This window comes from Anoxybacillus sp. PDR2, assembly GCF_009834045.1.
GTDB classification, from domain to species: domain Bacteria; phylum Bacillota; class Bacilli; order Bacillales; family Anoxybacillaceae; genus Anoxybacteroides; species Anoxybacteroides rupiense.
In genome coordinates, this window is record NZ_CP047158.1 from 3,649,891 (window position 1) to 3,665,410 (window position 15,520).

General features: G+C 44.6%; 18 protein-coding genes. 1 reads left to right on the forward strand and 17 read right to left on the reverse strand.

The genetic code is table 11. From position 1 onward, the window contains the following. Nucleotides 1-6: 6 nt before the first annotated feature. The 17 genes from GRQ40_RS17590 to prfA form a co-directional block, all read right to left on the reverse strand. Nucleotides 7-543 (reverse strand): F0F1 ATP synthase subunit delta, encoded by a 537-nt coding sequence (locus GRQ40_RS17590; RefSeq protein ID WP_044741551.1) that lies wholly within the window; start codon nucleotides 541-543, stop codon nucleotides 7-9. Next, on the reverse strand, nucleotides 540-1,061 hold the full coding sequence (gene atpF, locus GRQ40_RS17595; RefSeq protein WP_066150851.1) for a F0F1 ATP synthase subunit B: 522 nt from the start codon (nucleotides 1,059-1,061) through the stop codon (nucleotides 540-542). Before atpF ends, GRQ40_RS17590 begins: the two co-directional genes overlap by 4 nt. A 137-nt stretch (nucleotides 1,062-1,198) precedes the next feature. Continuing rightward, nucleotides 1,199-1,411 carry a F0F1 ATP synthase subunit C gene (gene atpE, locus GRQ40_RS17600; protein WP_017436872.1) on the reverse strand — a complete coding sequence of 71 codons (213 nt, stop codon included), beginning with the start codon at nucleotides 1,409-1,411 and terminating at the stop codon, nucleotides 1,199-1,201. 56 nt (nucleotides 1,412-1,467) lie between these two features. Further along, nucleotides 1,468-2,181: a F0F1 ATP synthase subunit A gene (gene atpB / locus GRQ40_RS17605; RefSeq protein ID WP_066150612.1), complete on the reverse strand. Its 714-nt coding sequence runs from the start codon at nucleotides 2,179-2,181 to the stop codon at nucleotides 1,468-1,470. Nucleotides 2,182-2,208: 27 nt separating this feature from the next. Continuing rightward, nucleotides 2,209-2,565 (reverse strand): ATP synthase subunit I, encoded by a 357-nt coding sequence (locus GRQ40_RS17610; RefSeq protein ID WP_066150614.1) that lies wholly within the window; start codon nucleotides 2,563-2,565, stop codon nucleotides 2,209-2,211. 4 nt (nucleotides 2,566-2,569) lie between these two features. After that, the gene (locus GRQ40_RS17615; RefSeq protein ID WP_044741546.1) at nucleotides 2,570-2,791 is read right to left on the reverse strand and encodes an AtpZ/AtpI family protein; all 222 of its coding nucleotides are present in this window, start codon (nucleotides 2,789-2,791) and stop codon (nucleotides 2,570-2,572) included. A gap of 426 nt (nucleotides 2,792-3,217) precedes the next feature. Continuing rightward, nucleotides 3,218-3,847 (reverse strand): uracil phosphoribosyltransferase, encoded by a 630-nt coding sequence (gene upp, locus GRQ40_RS17620; protein ID WP_066150620.1) that lies wholly within the window; start codon nucleotides 3,845-3,847, stop codon nucleotides 3,218-3,220. Nucleotides 3,848-3,980: 133 nt separating this feature from the next. Further along, entirely contained in the window at nucleotides 3,981-5,216 is a 1,236-nt protein-coding gene (gene glyA, locus GRQ40_RS17625; RefSeq protein WP_159720618.1) for a serine hydroxymethyltransferase, read from the reverse strand. 90 nt (nucleotides 5,217-5,306) lie between these two features. Next, nucleotides 5,307-5,879, reverse strand: coding sequence for a TIGR01440 family protein (locus GRQ40_RS17630; RefSeq protein WP_066150623.1), 573 nt, complete (start codon nucleotides 5,877-5,879; stop codon nucleotides 5,307-5,309). A 17-nt stretch (nucleotides 5,880-5,896) separates the two neighbouring features. Next, nucleotides 5,897-6,343 (reverse strand): ribose 5-phosphate isomerase B, encoded by a 447-nt coding sequence (gene rpiB, locus GRQ40_RS17635; RefSeq protein WP_044741542.1) that lies wholly within the window; start codon nucleotides 6,341-6,343, stop codon nucleotides 5,897-5,899. A 448-nt stretch (nucleotides 6,344-6,791) separates the two neighbouring features. Beyond that, on the reverse strand, nucleotides 6,792-8,084 hold the full coding sequence (locus GRQ40_RS17640) for a methyl-accepting chemotaxis protein (protein ID WP_080862209.1): 1,293 nt from the start codon (nucleotides 8,082-8,084) through the stop codon (nucleotides 6,792-6,794). A 26-nt stretch (nucleotides 8,085-8,110) separates the two neighbouring features. Next, nucleotides 8,111-8,545: a low molecular weight protein arginine phosphatase gene (locus tag GRQ40_RS17645; protein WP_159720620.1), complete on the reverse strand. Its 435-nt coding sequence runs from the start codon at nucleotides 8,543-8,545 to the stop codon at nucleotides 8,111-8,113. 316 nt (nucleotides 8,546-8,861) lie between these two features. Next, nucleotides 8,862-9,419 (reverse strand): manganese efflux pump MntP, encoded by a 558-nt coding sequence (locus GRQ40_RS17650; RefSeq protein ID WP_080862207.1) that lies wholly within the window; start codon nucleotides 9,417-9,419, stop codon nucleotides 8,862-8,864. Nucleotides 9,420-9,481: 62 nt separating this feature from the next. Continuing rightward, on the reverse strand, nucleotides 9,482-10,528 hold the full coding sequence (locus GRQ40_RS17655) for an L-threonylcarbamoyladenylate synthase (protein ID WP_159720622.1): 1,047 nt from the start codon (nucleotides 10,526-10,528) through the stop codon (nucleotides 9,482-9,484). A 190-nt stretch (nucleotides 10,529-10,718) separates the two neighbouring features. Beyond that, nucleotides 10,719-11,546: a stage II sporulation protein R gene (spoIIR, locus tag GRQ40_RS17660; RefSeq protein WP_159720624.1), complete on the reverse strand. Its 828-nt coding sequence runs from the start codon at nucleotides 11,544-11,546 to the stop codon at nucleotides 10,719-10,721. A gap of 312 nt (nucleotides 11,547-11,858) precedes the next feature. Next, a complete protein-coding gene (prmC, locus tag GRQ40_RS17665; RefSeq protein ID WP_159720626.1) occupies nucleotides 11,859-12,731 on the reverse strand; it encodes a peptide chain release factor N(5)-glutamine methyltransferase in 873 nt (290 codons plus the stop codon). Then, complete coding sequence (prfA, locus tag GRQ40_RS17670) at nucleotides 12,721-13,797, reverse strand: peptide chain release factor 1 (RefSeq protein WP_159720628.1); 1,077 nt, start codon at nucleotides 13,795-13,797, stop codon at nucleotides 12,721-12,723. The genes prmC and prfA overlap by 11 nt, the downstream gene beginning before the upstream one ends. 633 nt (nucleotides 13,798-14,430) lie before the next feature. Here prfA and adhP point away from each other — a divergent pair. Further along, nucleotides 14,431-15,444 (forward strand): alcohol dehydrogenase AdhP, encoded by a 1,014-nt coding sequence (gene adhP, locus GRQ40_RS17675; RefSeq protein ID WP_044741534.1) that lies wholly within the window; start codon nucleotides 14,431-14,433, stop codon nucleotides 15,442-15,444. Nucleotides 15,445-15,520: the final 76 nt, after the last annotated feature.

The window sequence follows — 15,520 nt, forward strand, 5'->3', positions numbered from 1 at the left end:
AAATCTTTAGCCAATAAGCTGACGTTGAAGTCGTTCTAATTTTCCGCTGACGCTTCCGTCATAAATGCGATTGCCGATACGCAGCTTCACACCGCCAATTAAGCTTGGATCAATGATGTTTTGAATGTGAAGGGTTGCTTTGCCCACCTTCGCTGCAAATACTTGCGAAAGCGCCTGTTTCTCATCTTCCGTTAGCGGCCGGACAGAATATACCGTTGCTTCTTCCGCGCCGCGCGCTTCATTTGCAAGTGCAATAAATTCATCCGCCAGTGACTCGACAATGTCGATACGATGGCGATCAAGCAGCAACTGAAGCGTATTTTGCAAAGGCGTTGACAGTGTAGCAAACACTTCTTTGATTAACGCCTTTTTCTTGTCTATCGAGAGCTTCGGATGAGTCAATACGGACAGAAATTCCGGCTGTGCAGCAAACACTTGCTGAATCACACGGATTTCTTCTTCAAACTGATCAAGGAGCTGCTGTTCATTGGCGATTTGAAAAAGAGCTAACGCATAACGCTTTGCTACGACTTCTTTGCTCATCGCCCTTCTCCTACCTCTTGGATATATTCATTGATCAGCTTCGCTTGATCTTGCTCGCTTAATTCTTTTTCAATGACTTTTGATGCAATCAATACAGATAAAGATGCCACTTGCTCACGCAACGCAGCAACCGCCTGCTCTTTTTCGCGCTCGATTTCTTTTTTCGCCGCTTCTTTTAAACGCTCGGCTTCCTCACGAGCCGCTGCGATAATTTGCTCTTTTTGCTCTTCGCCAAGCTTGCGAGCATTTTCAATTAATGCTTGCGCTTCCTGACGCGATTGCTTCATAAATGCCCGCTGCTCTTCCGCAAGCTTTTTCGCCTCTTGATGGTGTTTTTCTGCTTGTTCAATTTCATTAGCAATATGCTCTTCGCGTTGTTTCATAATGCCCATTAATGGACCAAACGCAAATTTCCGGAGCAATGCTAATAAGATGACAAAGATAAGCAATTGGAAAATGATATCACCTGTGTTGAGTCCTGTATGATGCTCAGCAGCACCCAATAAAAACATGTTCATGCTTATTAACACCGCTTTTCACTCCCTTCAGCCGCTAAACTTTTTCATAAAATGGCAGGGTTTACATGTAATGTACATAAAGGAATGGCGAAGGTGATCGTCTGCACGAACTTCGCCATCACATAAGGAACTATTGATTATCTGTTCATAACGATGAATGAGATAACTACGCCGATAATCGGTAACGCTTCGACTAACGCTACCCCGATGAACATCGTTGTTTGAAGTACAGGACGCAATTCTGGCTGACGAGCGATTCCTTCCACAGTACGACCTACGATTAAACCGTTACCAATACCAGCACCAAGTGCTGCCAAACCTACTGCAATAGCAGCTGCAATTAAATTCATGTTAAATATCCTCCTTCTATTTATGTCATATAATTTTTTTGGATAAAAGTTTATCATTAATGGTCTTGGCTCACCTTATGTGCCATATAAACCATTGTTAACATAGTAAAGATAAATGCTTGAATACAGCCTACGAAAATACTGAATGCTTGCCAAACCATCATCGGAATGGCAGCGCCAAGCGCGCCAAACACGCCGCCGTTTGTGGCAAGCCCCGCCAACAGCCCCAGCAAAATCTCTCCGGCAAAAATGTTACCGTAAAGACGCAAGCCCAATGTTAAAGTATTAGAGAATTCCTCAATAATTTTCAACGGGAATAGAAAGGCCATTGGCCGTAAGTAATCACGACCATATTCTTGAACACCTTTAAGCTTTACGCCATAATAATGCGTGAGGCCGACGATCATGACTGCAAGAGTCAACGTAATGGTTGGATCGGCAGTTGGAGACTTCCACCAAAGCGTATCTCCGAAACGGACAGAAAACGGCAGACCGAGCATATTCGCTACAAAGATGTACATAATGAGCGTAACACCTAATGTTAAGAAGCGGCCGCCCGTTTGCCAGTCCATAGTACTGTTAATGATTCCCCTCACAAAATCAAACACCCACTCCAAGAAATTTTGCATTCCCCGAGGGCGAAGCTGAAGAGATCTTGTTGCAGCAATAGCAATAATAAACACAATGAGACTTGTAATGGTCGTCATTAAGATGTTGGACAAATTAAATGTCAGTCCCAACCATTCAACAATCGGTGCTTTATGTTCCAACTTTTTTCACCTCTCTTTCCATTTATGTTATTTATTTTTGTGCAAAAGAAAATCTATTATAATGACAGTATAGGATGTCATTAATCCTATCGTAACAGGAATGATGGAGAAATATTGCGGATATTCGATGGCAATCGCCGCAGCCAAGACAGCGGCCGCTAAGCGCGAAAACGTTCCGAGCGAGCGGGCTTTTTTGCCTTGAGCGACCGCTCGTCCGAATTTTTCGACTTTCCGGACTAGACTCCACAACAAAAACAGACTGATCACCGTTCCTAAAATCAAGCTTAAGAAAACGGTTTTATAGCTTGTAAAGCCCCAGCCTAGCGTGTAAAGAGACAATAGATAAAATATGTATTTTTGCTGTCTTAAGAACATTTGCTGCATGCCTTTACTCCTCTGGGAAATATTGACGAATCAAGCGAAACATCGCATATATGCCTGCCGCAAGACCAATCAGAAGCCCTACAACAAGAAAGATGGGCTCCGTGCCAAGCTTTTCGTCAATCCATTTCCCGCCAAAAATCCCTATCAAAATCGAACCAACTAGCTGGGATACGATCCCGGACATGAGACCGATCGCTTGAAGGGGATGGCGCTGTTTTGGACGCATACACATACATCCTTATGGTAAAAGTTTTTGTAGATAAACCTCGTGAAAACCTTATCATTATATCCCCTGTAAGCATACAATAGGCATCGTCCAATGTCAACGTGTTTAGCCAATAAATTCAAATAAATTATTAATATTTTGTGACATTTCCTCATTTATTTTTCATATTGTTATTGTATAATATAATATTTATATTTTTCACTATCAAATTTTTCCTTCATTTCTGCGAATCTGCTCCCTTTTCACGCGGAATCTGAGGGTTTGGCGTTCCTCTAAAACCATTGCGAAAAATGCATTTCTCGCAAAAGCGATTGGCTTCGATCGAAAATTCGTTTATAAAAGTAGAGCAATTCCCGCGTCACTTTTGCTTCATATGAAAAAACGCCAAGCATCCATGTTAGCATGCTCAGCGTTTAACAAAATATACTATTTCGTTCCAAATAGTCGGTCTCCTGCATCTCCAAGCCCTGGAACAATATAGCCGTGATCATTTAATTTTTCATCAAGTGCGGCAATGTAAATATCAACATCCGGATGCGCCTTTTTGACCGCCTCTACCCCTTCAGGAGCAGCGATTAAACACATGAACTTAATGTGTTTCGCTCCGCGCTTTTTTAATGAATGAATGGCTTCAACGGCTGAGCCGCCTGTTGCCAGCATCGGATCCACGACAATAAAATCGCGCTCTTCTACGTCTGTCGGAAGCTTGACATAATACTCGACCGGCTTTAATGTTTCTGGATCACGATACAGCCCAATATGGCCGACCTTTGCAGCTGGGATTAGCTTTAAAATGCCATCCACCATGCCAATTCCCGCGCGCAAAATAGGGATAATTCCCAACTTTTTCCCGGAAATAACTTTGGATTTCGCTCTGCTGACCGGCGTTTCGATTTCCACTTCCTCCAGCGGAAGATCGCGTGTAATTTCAAAAGCCATCAATGTCGCTACTTCTTCGACTAATTCACGAAACTCCTTTGTACCTGTTTGCTTGTCCCGGATATATGTAAGTTTATGTTGAATAAGGGGGTGATCAAATACGTATACTTTGCCCATAGTCTCTTCTCCTCTTTTTTTCATGTTGCACTTCTTTATATTTTACCGAAAAAATGACATCTGTTCAATAACAGTCATGAATGATTAAAAAATTGCCTCGTATCTTTGAAAAAGATACGAGGCATGAATGAGACTATGCATAAAGCGGGAATTTTTCAGTTAATGCCGCTACACGCTCGCGTGCTTCTGCTTGCTTTTCTTCATTATCTACATTTTTAAGGGCAAGGGCAATAATGCTTGCAATTTCATCCATTTCAGCAAGGCCAAAGCCGCGGCTTGTAACAGCTGCTGTGCCGATGCGAATGCCGCTTGTGACAAATGGGCTCTCCGGATCGTATGGAATCGTATTTTTATTGACGGTAATGCCGATTTCATCAAGAACTTTCTCAGCGACTTTTCCTGTTAATCCAAGCGAACGTAAATCAACGAGTAAAAGATGATTGTCCGTTCCTCCTGATACAAGCGTGAATCCTTCCTTTACTAACGCTTCTGCCAAACGTGAAGCGTTGCTGATAATGTTTTGGGCATATTCCTTAAAGCTATCATTCAACGCCTCGCCTAATGCGACAGCCTTTGCAGCAATAACATGCATTAATGGACCGCCTTGAATGCCAGGGAAAATCGCTTTATCGATTTGCTTAGCAAATTCTTCTTTGCAAAGGATCATACCGCCGCGTGGCCCACGCAACGTTTTATGCGTTGTCGTTGTTACGAAATGAGCATAAGGAACAGGATTGGGATGAAGACCTGCCGCAACAAGACCCGCGATATGAGCCATGTCGACCATCAAATACGCTCCGACTTCATCAGCAATTTCACGGAATCGCGCAAAGTCAATCTCGCGCGGATAGGCGCTGGCACCGGCTACGATGAGCTTTGGCTTATGTAAGCGCGCTTTTTCCAATACATCGTCATAGTTGATTCGGTGAGTTTCCGGGTCTACTCCATATTCAACAAAGTTGTACTGAATTCCGCTAAAATTCACTGGGCTTCCGTGCGTCAAATGTCCTCCATGGGATAAATTCATACCTAAAACCGTATCTCCGTGATTTAATACGGTGAAATATACCGCCATGTTCGCTTGCGCACCGGAATGAGGCTGAACGTTCGCATGCTCGGCACCAAATAATTGTTTTGCCCGTTCACGCGCTAAATTCTCGACAACATCAACATATTCGCAGCCCCCATAATAACGGCGGCCCGGATATCCCTCTGCATATTTATTGGTTAATACCGATCCTTGCGCTTCCATTACAGCGGGACTGACAAAATTTTCAGACGCAATCAGCTCAATTTTTGTTTGTTGTCTTTTTAATTCATCTTGAATCGCTTGAAATACTTGTGGATCTTGTTGTGGCAAGTGGTTCATCACAAGCTCCTCCTTTTTTCGAGATATCAGAATATTCTCCTCTATTTTAACAGCATTTTAGGAAAGGATTCAAAGAAAAAATGAACAAAATCAACAAGATTGGTATGAAGCATTCGTGTTTTCCTTGAAATAGACCGCCCGATCTCCACCGATTAATTTCGGTCTTGTCTTCGCCAATGTCACATGAGCACGACCAATTTCACGAATGGAAGTACGGACGGGAACAGCGACATGCTTTAAATGCATGCCGATGAATGTATCGCCAATGTCGATGCCGGCATCCGCTTTAATAAATTCGACAACGACTGGATCCTTCATATAATTGTACGCATATTCCGCCATCGCTCCCCCGGCCGAAGCGACCGGAACAACGGAGACAATTTCCAAATTTTTAGCCAATGCGGTTTCTCGTTCAACAACGAGCGCGCGATTTAAATGCTCACAGCATTGAAAAGCAAGCTGGATTCCCGATTGAGCGCGCCATTGTTGCAATTCAGCAAAAATCATTTCCGCTACTTCTTTTGTGCCTGCTGTTCCAATTTTTTGCCCAATTACTTCACTCGTGCTGCAGCCAATGACAAGGAGGTGCTCAGAAGAGAGAGGAACCTGCTGGCGAAATTCGCTCAAAATCGCTTGCCATTGCTGCTTCCATTGTGAAAGCATGATCCGTCTCCTCCTCGTTACAGATGTGTCTGCTCATATTGATGGATTTTATTCACGCGATTCGCATGGCGGCCTCCTGCGAATTCTGTTGTCAGCCATACTTTCGCAATCTCCCTCGCCAACCCTGGCCCGATGACCCGTTCTCCCATTGCTAATATGTTGCTGTCGTTATGTTCTCGCGTCATTTTCGCGCTATATACGTCGTGAACAAGGGCGCACCGCACTCCTTTTACTTTATTGGCGGCAATCGACATCCCGATTCCTGTTCCACAAATTAAAATACCGCGATCGACTTCGCCGCTCGCCACCTTTTCAGCCACCGGAATGGCATAATCAGGATAATCGACAGAACTGCCGCATTCGCATCCCAAATCGATATATTCGATTTCCATTTCCTCCATAAGCTTTTTAATTTCTTGGCGAATGGCTACTCCGCCGTGGTCAGACGCAATGGCTACTTTCATGTTGTTTTCCTCCTTTTTCTCTTTCCTTCCATTGTAACGATAAAAAGCGACTTTTTCATTAACTTATTCAGGCTGTTGACAAACGCTGTCATCGTATGTCGCCAGCCTTGCTCGTCCACCCATGAATGTTTTTTTGTTCGATGGGCGGTTTCGCTCCTTGTCTGTCAGGCGTTTTCAAGACCGGCTGATGCTCAAAATGACGGTAGACAAAGTCAAAGTGGACTTTGTCTACCGCTTTTAACACTTATTATGCTCTTTTACGAAACAAATTTCCATCCTAAAACACAGGGCATCATAAGAAGTCTATATGGATGCCGCTTAAAAGGCATGGGCCCTCCATCAGCGTTGCTGCCTTTCTCTTTCTGTTCCCGAACGATAAGCGCCGCCTGTCAAGCAGACGGATCCGTTCATACGGACGACCCATTTGATATTCTTCTCATCCATTCACTTATCTTGCACAAAAACGATCAATCGTATTTTTTAATTTTTGCGCTTGCTCCGCTAACTGGCTGACAAGCTCATTCACATGGTTAATCATTGCGGCTTGTTCCTGTGTGGCAGCCGTCACTTCAAGCGCTCCGGCTGATGTTTCTTCAGCAATCGCGGCTACCTCCTGAGATTGGATGGACGTTTTTTCAATATGCCGCATTTGTTCCTTCACCAATTCCGCAATTTGATGAACGGAATTAGCCACTTCATGAATCGAATGAGTCATCTTCATAATCGCTTCATTTGTATCGTTTCCTTTTGCAGCTTCTTCATTGGCAGCGGTCACCTGCTCATCAATTTGCGCGACCACGTGAACGACTTCTTTTTGAATATTTTTGATTAGCTCAGAAATGCCCTGCACGGCCCGCGCGCTTTCATCAGCCAGCTTCCGCACCTCTTCCGCAACCACAGCGAAGCCCTTTCCATGTTCGCCAGCACGCGCCGCCTCAATGGAAGCATTTAAAGCTAATAAATTCGTTTGACCCGCAATATCACCAACAAGCAAAATGATATTCTCGACTTTTTTGGCATGCTGCTCAAGGCGCCGTACCGCATTTAACGAAGCCTGATTATTTTGGGCTAAATGTTGAATGCCTGTTACAAGTGAATCAATGACTTCTTTGCTCTTATGAAGCGTGTCGACCATATCAACGGCCAATTGCTCTGATTGCTTTGCTTTTTGCTGAACTTCATTGGCGATCTTCAACACATCTTCCACTGATTCGGCGGTTGTCTGCATCGAAACAGCCGAGTCGGTCGCCCCTTTGGAAATTTCCTCAATCGTTCGGGCTATGCTTTCTGAGCGCTCGACTGCCACGCTTGAGGCATCGGTAATTTCGACTACCTTTTCGTTTGTATGGGCAAAGTTTTCTTCAATATTGCGGACCATCATTCGCAAATTTCTTAACATTTCATTAAAAGCGACTCCCAATGCCCGTATCTCGTCATCCGATTTAGCTAGCGGCACATCTTCATCAATTTTTCCATTTGCCGCTTTAATCGCCGCCTGCTCTAATTGATGCAGCGGACGTGTAATAAAACCTGAAGCGATATACGCCAAAAGTCCTGACCAGAAAATACCGAGCAATAGGATCACAATCGTAAACAAACTCTTATCAAACGTACTAAACATCAGATCATAAAGCACATAAATAAAGAACGCGCTTGTAGAATACGTAATAACGGCCAAAACGGTCGTAAACACAACAAGCTTTAATCGCAGGCTAAACCCGTATTTCTTTTTCTCACTCATGGCCTATATCCCCCTCAAATATCCCATTATAGCTTTTGAATGAGCTGCTCGATCAATTGATCCAGCTCCTCTCTCGTCCGGCGATAAACTTCAACAGAGCCCCCGAACGGATCGACTACATCCCCTTCTTGTCCTAAAACAAATTCCTTCATTGTAAAGATTTTGTCCTTTGCCTCCGGAAATCGTTCCATCAGCTGCTGTTTGTGCCCGGTTGTCATGGTAAAAATATACGTAGCCCAGTCCACATCTTCTTTTTTTAGAAACGAAGAACAATGAGCCATATCAATTCCTTTTTCTGTTAATACCAATTTCGCATAGTCAGAGGCGTCGCTCCCTTCCATAGCAAATAAGCCTGCGGATTTCACTTGGACATCCGGCAGTCGCTTGTTCCTTAATAGAGCTTCAGCCATTGGACTTCGGCACGTATTCCCCGTACAGACAAAAAGTACATGAATCGACATAATACCCTCCTCGTTGGTAAGGCCTGTATAGCATTATTATAATAGAATTCTTTTTCTAAAGTATAGTGCAAAAAAGATTGCTACTCTATAAATATAGGAGAATGGAACGAATCGTCTCCAGACCATCAGCAGACGAAGGTGAGTCTGCTGGCAGATCCCGGCCCCGCAAACAAATGACAAAAGTCCAAAAAACGCCGCTTTCAGATCCATCCATGGTTCTGTAAAGCGGCGTTTTTCGCTCATTTGACCGTGAAAAGCGGCCCAAACTCCATTATGTACATGCTAAGGCATGAAGTTACATCCCCATATAGCGGCCTTATCCAAAGGGAATCATCAGCTTTAAACCGAATACTAGCAGAATGCTGCCGCCCAACAATTCCCCATAAATGCCAAGCCAGCGCTGAAAGCGGCTTCCCAGCAATAAGCCAAGCCATGTAAGAACCATGCTAAAAAAACCAAACAGCAGAATCGTTAATAGCGTGCGGGCTCCGTAAATGCCGAGACTCAGACCGACCGAAAAGCTGTCGAGGCTGACGCTCAAGGCAAAAAAAACTAAACCTATCCCGACCGGCGAAATCAGCGGATCACTTTCTCGCTTTAAGGAAGTGACAATCATTTGCAAGCCTAGTATAAGCAGGAGTCCGCCGCCGACATAAGTGGCAATCGCTCCAAATTGCTCAGACAGAAGACGCCCCACAAACATTCCTAGCATCGGCATTAGCACGTGAAAGAGACCGATGGTAAACCCTATATGAAACATTTGCTTAACACGCAAACGAAAAAAACCCATTCCCAATCCAATCGAAAATGCGTCCATGCCCAATGCAAATGCCATCATGCACAATGTCACCAGTTCACCAACTAATTCCTTCATCTCCCACCCTCCCCGGACTTGCCTATTGGTAACATATGCAAGTCCGGGGAGGTTTAGACTGGTTATTTTTCATAAAGAACCCGATATCCCGCCGCCTTTTTTAAGCGATTCATAATAGCTGTACCAATGCCATGATCAGGAAAACATTCGCTATAGATCATGTCCACCTCAGCTTCATCGAACGCCCGAAGCGCATCATATAAATGGCGAGCGACTGTATATAAATCTGACCGCTTCCCACAGGAGATCACAGCATCTGCTCTGTAAGTCGATTGCCGCTCTTCGGTCGTTAACACTCCCACTTTTTTACCGAGTGCGCGCTGCTCATCAACAAGATGCTGTAAAAATGCTGAAGTGCCTTCTACAATCGTCAACGGCGCTCGCGGTGCATAATGTGTATATTTCATTCCTGGCGCTTTTGGCTTCTCCTTTTCATTCAATAACGCTGCATCCACACGAACACGTCCGATGAGGTGGTCTAGCTCCTCTTTGGTAACGCCTCCCGGACGCAAAATGATTGGAATGTCCGTCGTGCAATCCAACACCGTTGATTCGACTCCGATTCCCGTTGGTCCGCCATCCACTATACCCGCGATTTTTCCATTTAAATCAGCTAAAACATGCATGGCGCTTGTCGGGCTCGGTTTTCCTGACCGATTCGCGCTTGGAGCAGCAAGCGGCAAGCCGCTCTCCCGAATTAAGGCCAGAGCGACTGGATGGGCCGGCATACGCACCGCAACCGACGCAAGACCGGCTGTTACTTCTTCACAAACAACATTTTTTCTCTTTTTCAAAACCATGGTCAGGGGCCCCGGCCATAGCCGCTCGATTAACGTTTGCGCCACATCAGGAATATCCACAGCGATCTGTCCCAATTGATCATAATCAGCAATGTGAACAATCAATGGATTATCACTCGGACGTCCTTTCGCTTGAAAAATTTTTTTCACAGCTGCCGACGAGGCGGCATTCGCCCCTAATCCATATACGGTTTCAGTAGGAAAAGCAACCACTTCACCGGCACGCAACAGCTCGGCCGCTTGTGAAATTTGTGGATAAAGTTCATGTTTATCCACAAATTTATCCACAATCCAAATTTTTGTTTCCATGCTTCTCACCACCATTCATCGTTGATTATCTATTCAATTTTATTGCTAATTTTGAAGAACCAAGCAAAATCATATGCGAACCATCTATTTCTATCCACACATTGTGGATAAATCCATTTTTACTGTGGGTAAATCTGTGGGTAACTATTTGTTTATGAATCCAAACTTCTGCATTTATCCACAAAAATGATTACGGCCAAATTTTTCCGATCATTTCCTTGATGAAAAATTTTACCTCTACTTTATCGTCGTCATCATTGACGACAACGTCTGATGAGGACATCACAGCCGTGCCGGCACCAGCTGCTTGCAGCGCTGGCGAATTTTCCGTTTCTTCTTGCTCATGATCCTTTGTTGTTTTTTCTTTTTTAACAAATGTGGTACTGTCTTTTTCTGGATCTGCCTCTGGCTGATGCTTGTTCACAACTTTCTTATTCATATGCTCTTCATTCTTATGAGCTTCTGCTTTTTCTGATGCCGGAGTCACTTCTGTTTTGGCTCCCTCTTCTGCTTTCACGGCTTCGCCATTGGAAAAGTCGAGGAAACATAGCGGCGGAAACAACACACACCACCAATTTGCTCCTTTTCCTTCCCCTAGAGTAATAAGAATCGCTTGATATTCCCCTGCCGGGTAAATATAGTTCCCATAAATCTTAGTCGGAAAATGCACCTTGCCAAATTGAACATGGTAGGTTTGATCGCTCTTTTCTTTTTTCAGCACATCAGCCACCGTTTTTTCAATATCAGGCAAATGTAAGCGGATGACTTGCTCAGCCTGAGAGAATGAGGTTAAATGAGCGACCCAGCCGTTAATTTGTTCATTCACCGCATCGCGCACTTTACGCTTCAATGCTTGATCCTCATCCGAATCGCTGTTGGCTAGGATACGCAGACGGATCGCCTGATCTGGAATCATCACTTGCGCATTTTCACCAGCCTCTGTTTGCTGACCATACACATTCACAAACACACCGATTGCCAATAAAAAAATATATAATACAATTGCTAGTTTTTTCATTATATTGCACCGTCCTTTCACTAACCTATTTTGGACAGTGCTATCCATTTTTAAACTATGAATCTAAAAAATAAAACAATAAATTAATGGATTGAAAGCTTTCATGCAACATCATCAAAGAAAATCTTTGATTTTGCCTTCGTTATGGGGAATTCCTCCGACAAAGCCCCCGTTTCTGCGCACCTCCGTCTTCCTGCTGCATTGATTAGCCATGATGTACCACAGATTCCAACGACCAATCATATCATAAAATCGCACCCGTTCTCCGTGATGGGCCATGAGCGAGAATGCGGGTGCGAGATGGCCTTTGCCTTATAACAGCGGTTCAATTTCCGCATAAACATTGCGGTCTTTTCCATTGATATCAAAAACGACGTCAACAGCAGCCTGCGGAAATGTTCGCCGCAGCAGTTGAGCTACCGCTTCTCCTTGCCCTGCCCCAACTTCAAATGCGACAATGGAACGGCTTTTCAGCACCAAAGGCAGTTCAGCCATAAAACGCCGATAAAAATCAAGGCCATCCTTGCCGCCCACAAGCGCTTTTCGCGGTTCATGGTCTTTTACAATTGGAGAAAGCAAAGCGATATCACGCTCTGGAATATACGGAGGGTTAGACACAACCACATCCACTTTACGTTTTGCCTGAATGAGCGGCTGCAGTAAATCCCCTAACCAAAATTCTACTTCCGCTCCAAGGCGGCGGGCATTTTCTTGTGCTACCAGCAGCGATTTTTGTGAAATATCAATCGCACTCATGCGCAGTGTATGGTTTTCGAGCGCCAGTGTTACAGCGATCGCTCCGCTGCCTGTTCCTACATCGACAACATCAACCACTGTTTGATTAGGAAAAAATCGCTGGATGCGCTTTAACACCCCTTCCACTAACTCTTCCGTTTCTGGCCTTGGAATGAGAACCTCGCGATTGACGAGGAATGAACGACCATAAAATTCCTCCGCGCCAATTAAGTATTGTACAGGGGTATGTTCCTTTACATGCTGATAGAGATCTTCAATCAGCCCTTGATACGCTTTTTCACTAATCTCCTCTCGCAGACAAGCAAACAGCTGCGCTCTGGTCATTTGTAAATGATGAAGCAGCAGTAATTCTGCTACACGCGCTTCTTTTCCATGCTCTTCTAAAAAAGAAGAAGCCCAATGAAGGACTTCGTAAATTTTATAACTCATGATTCGCCTGCTCCAATTTTTTCGATTGATCGTCTAGAATCAGCGCATCGATGATCTCATCCAGCTTCCCTTCTAGAATTTGATCAAGCTTTTGAATCGTGAGCCCGATTCGATGATCCGTTACGCGATTTTGCGGAAAATTGTAAGTGCGAATCCGCTCAGAACGGTCTCCTGTGCCGACCGCCTGTTTGCGTGTTTGATCATATTCTGCACGCGCTTCTTGCTGATATTTATCATAAATACGGGCACGCAATACTTTCATCGCTTTTTCCTTATTTTTAATTTGCGATTTTTCATCTTGACATGAAACGACGATTCCGGTCGGGATATGCGTTAAGCGCACCGCGGACATCGTCGTATTGACGCTTTGTCCACCTGGTCCGCTTGAAGCGAACGTGTCGACACGAATGTCTTTTTCGTTGATTTCAATTTCAACCTCTTCCATTTCAGGTAAGCAGGCAACGGTTGCTGTCGATGTATGGATGCGTCCGCCCGATTCTGTCTCAGGAACACGCTGAACACGATGAGCGCCATTTTCAAACTTTAATTTTGAGTACGCCCCTTTTCCGTTAATCATAAAAATAATCTCTTTATAACCGCCTAATCCTGTTGGACTCGCTTCGATGACTTCCGTTTTCCATCCCTGGGATTCCGCATAGCGAGTATACATACGGTATAAGTCGCCCGCAAACAGCGCCGCCTCTTCTCCGCCAGCCGCGCCGCGAATTTCCATAATGACGTTTTTGTCATCGTTCGGGTCTTTCGGCAACAATAATACTCTTAATTTTTCTACTAGCGCTTCCTCGCGCTCTTCCAATTCGTTAATTTCTTCTTTTACCATTTCGCGCATATCAGGATCCAATTTTTCTTCTAGCATCGCTTTCGCATCTGCCAGCTGCTCGCGAACAGACTTATATTCGCGATATACATGCACGGTTTCTTCTAAATCGGACTGTTCTTTTGAATAGTCGCGAAGCTTTTTTGGATCATTAATAACTTCTGGATCCATCAACAGCTGGTTTAATTTTTCATAACGTTCTTCTACTGCTTGAAGACGCTCAAACACATGATTCACCTCTGTCTTTGTCCATACACAGTCTAATTTGTAATTATACTACAATCTGATGAAATACGAAAGTACTTCCGGTCCAGCTAAATAAAGTCTCATGAGGGTTAATGAAACGTCTCTCCTTTCTAACAGAGTGGAGATGTGATAACGATTGTTCAATCCCCTTATCGATAAACACAAACTTGGGACGGGAACGATATGTATCCAAATTCATTGTCAGAAAAGCCTGCCCGACTGTCGTTCCTGCTCATTGCGGGGAAATCAATATCGACACATTCAATGAAATGGAGATCGTCATGAAACACGATCGACGGATGAGCTCGACTTCATGTACACGAATGTTTACGTCTCAGCTTCCTCTTATCGAACAGGCGATTTTTTGACCAAAGTGCCAAGAATTAGGACAAAATCGACAAATTTTCGGCATCATTTGCTAGCGAATGCACGCCTGCCCCTCCGTCCATATAGAAGGAATCCGCCTATCTGCATGCCAGACGATCTGCTCGTGATGCTTCGCTGAGCCATAAGATTCCGTTTCCCTTTGCGGACAGGAAGCGGATTTTTTTACTTGGCATACTTTTTGCATTAATGGTAGATGACGAAAAATTTTTCGGAAAGGGGATTGGGAGAATGAAAGCAGCTGTTGTTCATCAGTTCAAACAAAAGCTTCAAATTGAAGAGGTAGAAAAACCAAAGCTTGAGTACGGCGAAGTGCTCGTGAAAATCGAAGCGTGCGGCGTTTGCCATACCGATTTGCATGCCGCTCATGGGGACTGGCCCGTCAAACCAAAGCTTCCGCTCATTCCAGGACATGAAGGAGTGGGAGTCGTCGTCGAAGTGGCACCGGGGGTGAAATCGATTAAAGTGGGAGATCGCGTAGGAATTCCTTGGCTTTACTCCGCATGCGGGGAATGTGAATATTGCTTAAGCGGCCAAGAAACCCTTTGCCCTCATCAATTGAATGGCGGTTATTCTGTTGACGGCGGATACGCAGAATATTGTAAAGCGCCAGCGGATTATGTCGCGCGCATTCCAGATAACCTAGATCCGGTGGAGGTCGCACCGATTCTTTGCGCCGGGGTCACAACCTATAAAGCTCTGAAAGTATCCAATGCTAAACCGGGGGATTGGGTAGCCATTTATGGAATCGGCGGCTTAGGACATATCGCTCTGCAATACGCGAAAGCAATGGGATTCAATGTAGTAGCCGTCGATATCAGCGATGATAAAGCAGAATTGGCTACAAAATTAGGAGCGGATATCGCCATCAATGGCTTAAAGGAAGATCCGGTACAAGCCATTCATGAAAAAGTCGGCGGCGTACAAGCGGCTATTAGCGTAGCTGTCACGAAAAAAGCATTTGAACAAGCCTATCAATCTATCAAACGCGGCGGTTGCCTCGTTGTCGTCGGATTGCCTCATGACGAGCTGCCGATCCCTATTTTCGATACCGTCTTAAACGGCATCACCGTTAAGGGATCCATCGTAGGAACAAGAAAGGACATGCAGGAAGCGCTTAACTTCGCAGCCCAAGGAAAGGTTCGCCCTATTGTGGAAGCGGTTTCTTTGGAGCATATTAACGAAGTGTTTGAACGGATGGAAAAAGGACAAATCAACGGCCGCATCGTTTTAACCATGCAATAACACTTTCTAAATAGATATTCAAGCTGGCAGGAGCGGTGGAACAAGCGGCTCCTGCACCAGCCAAATAAGGAGGAAT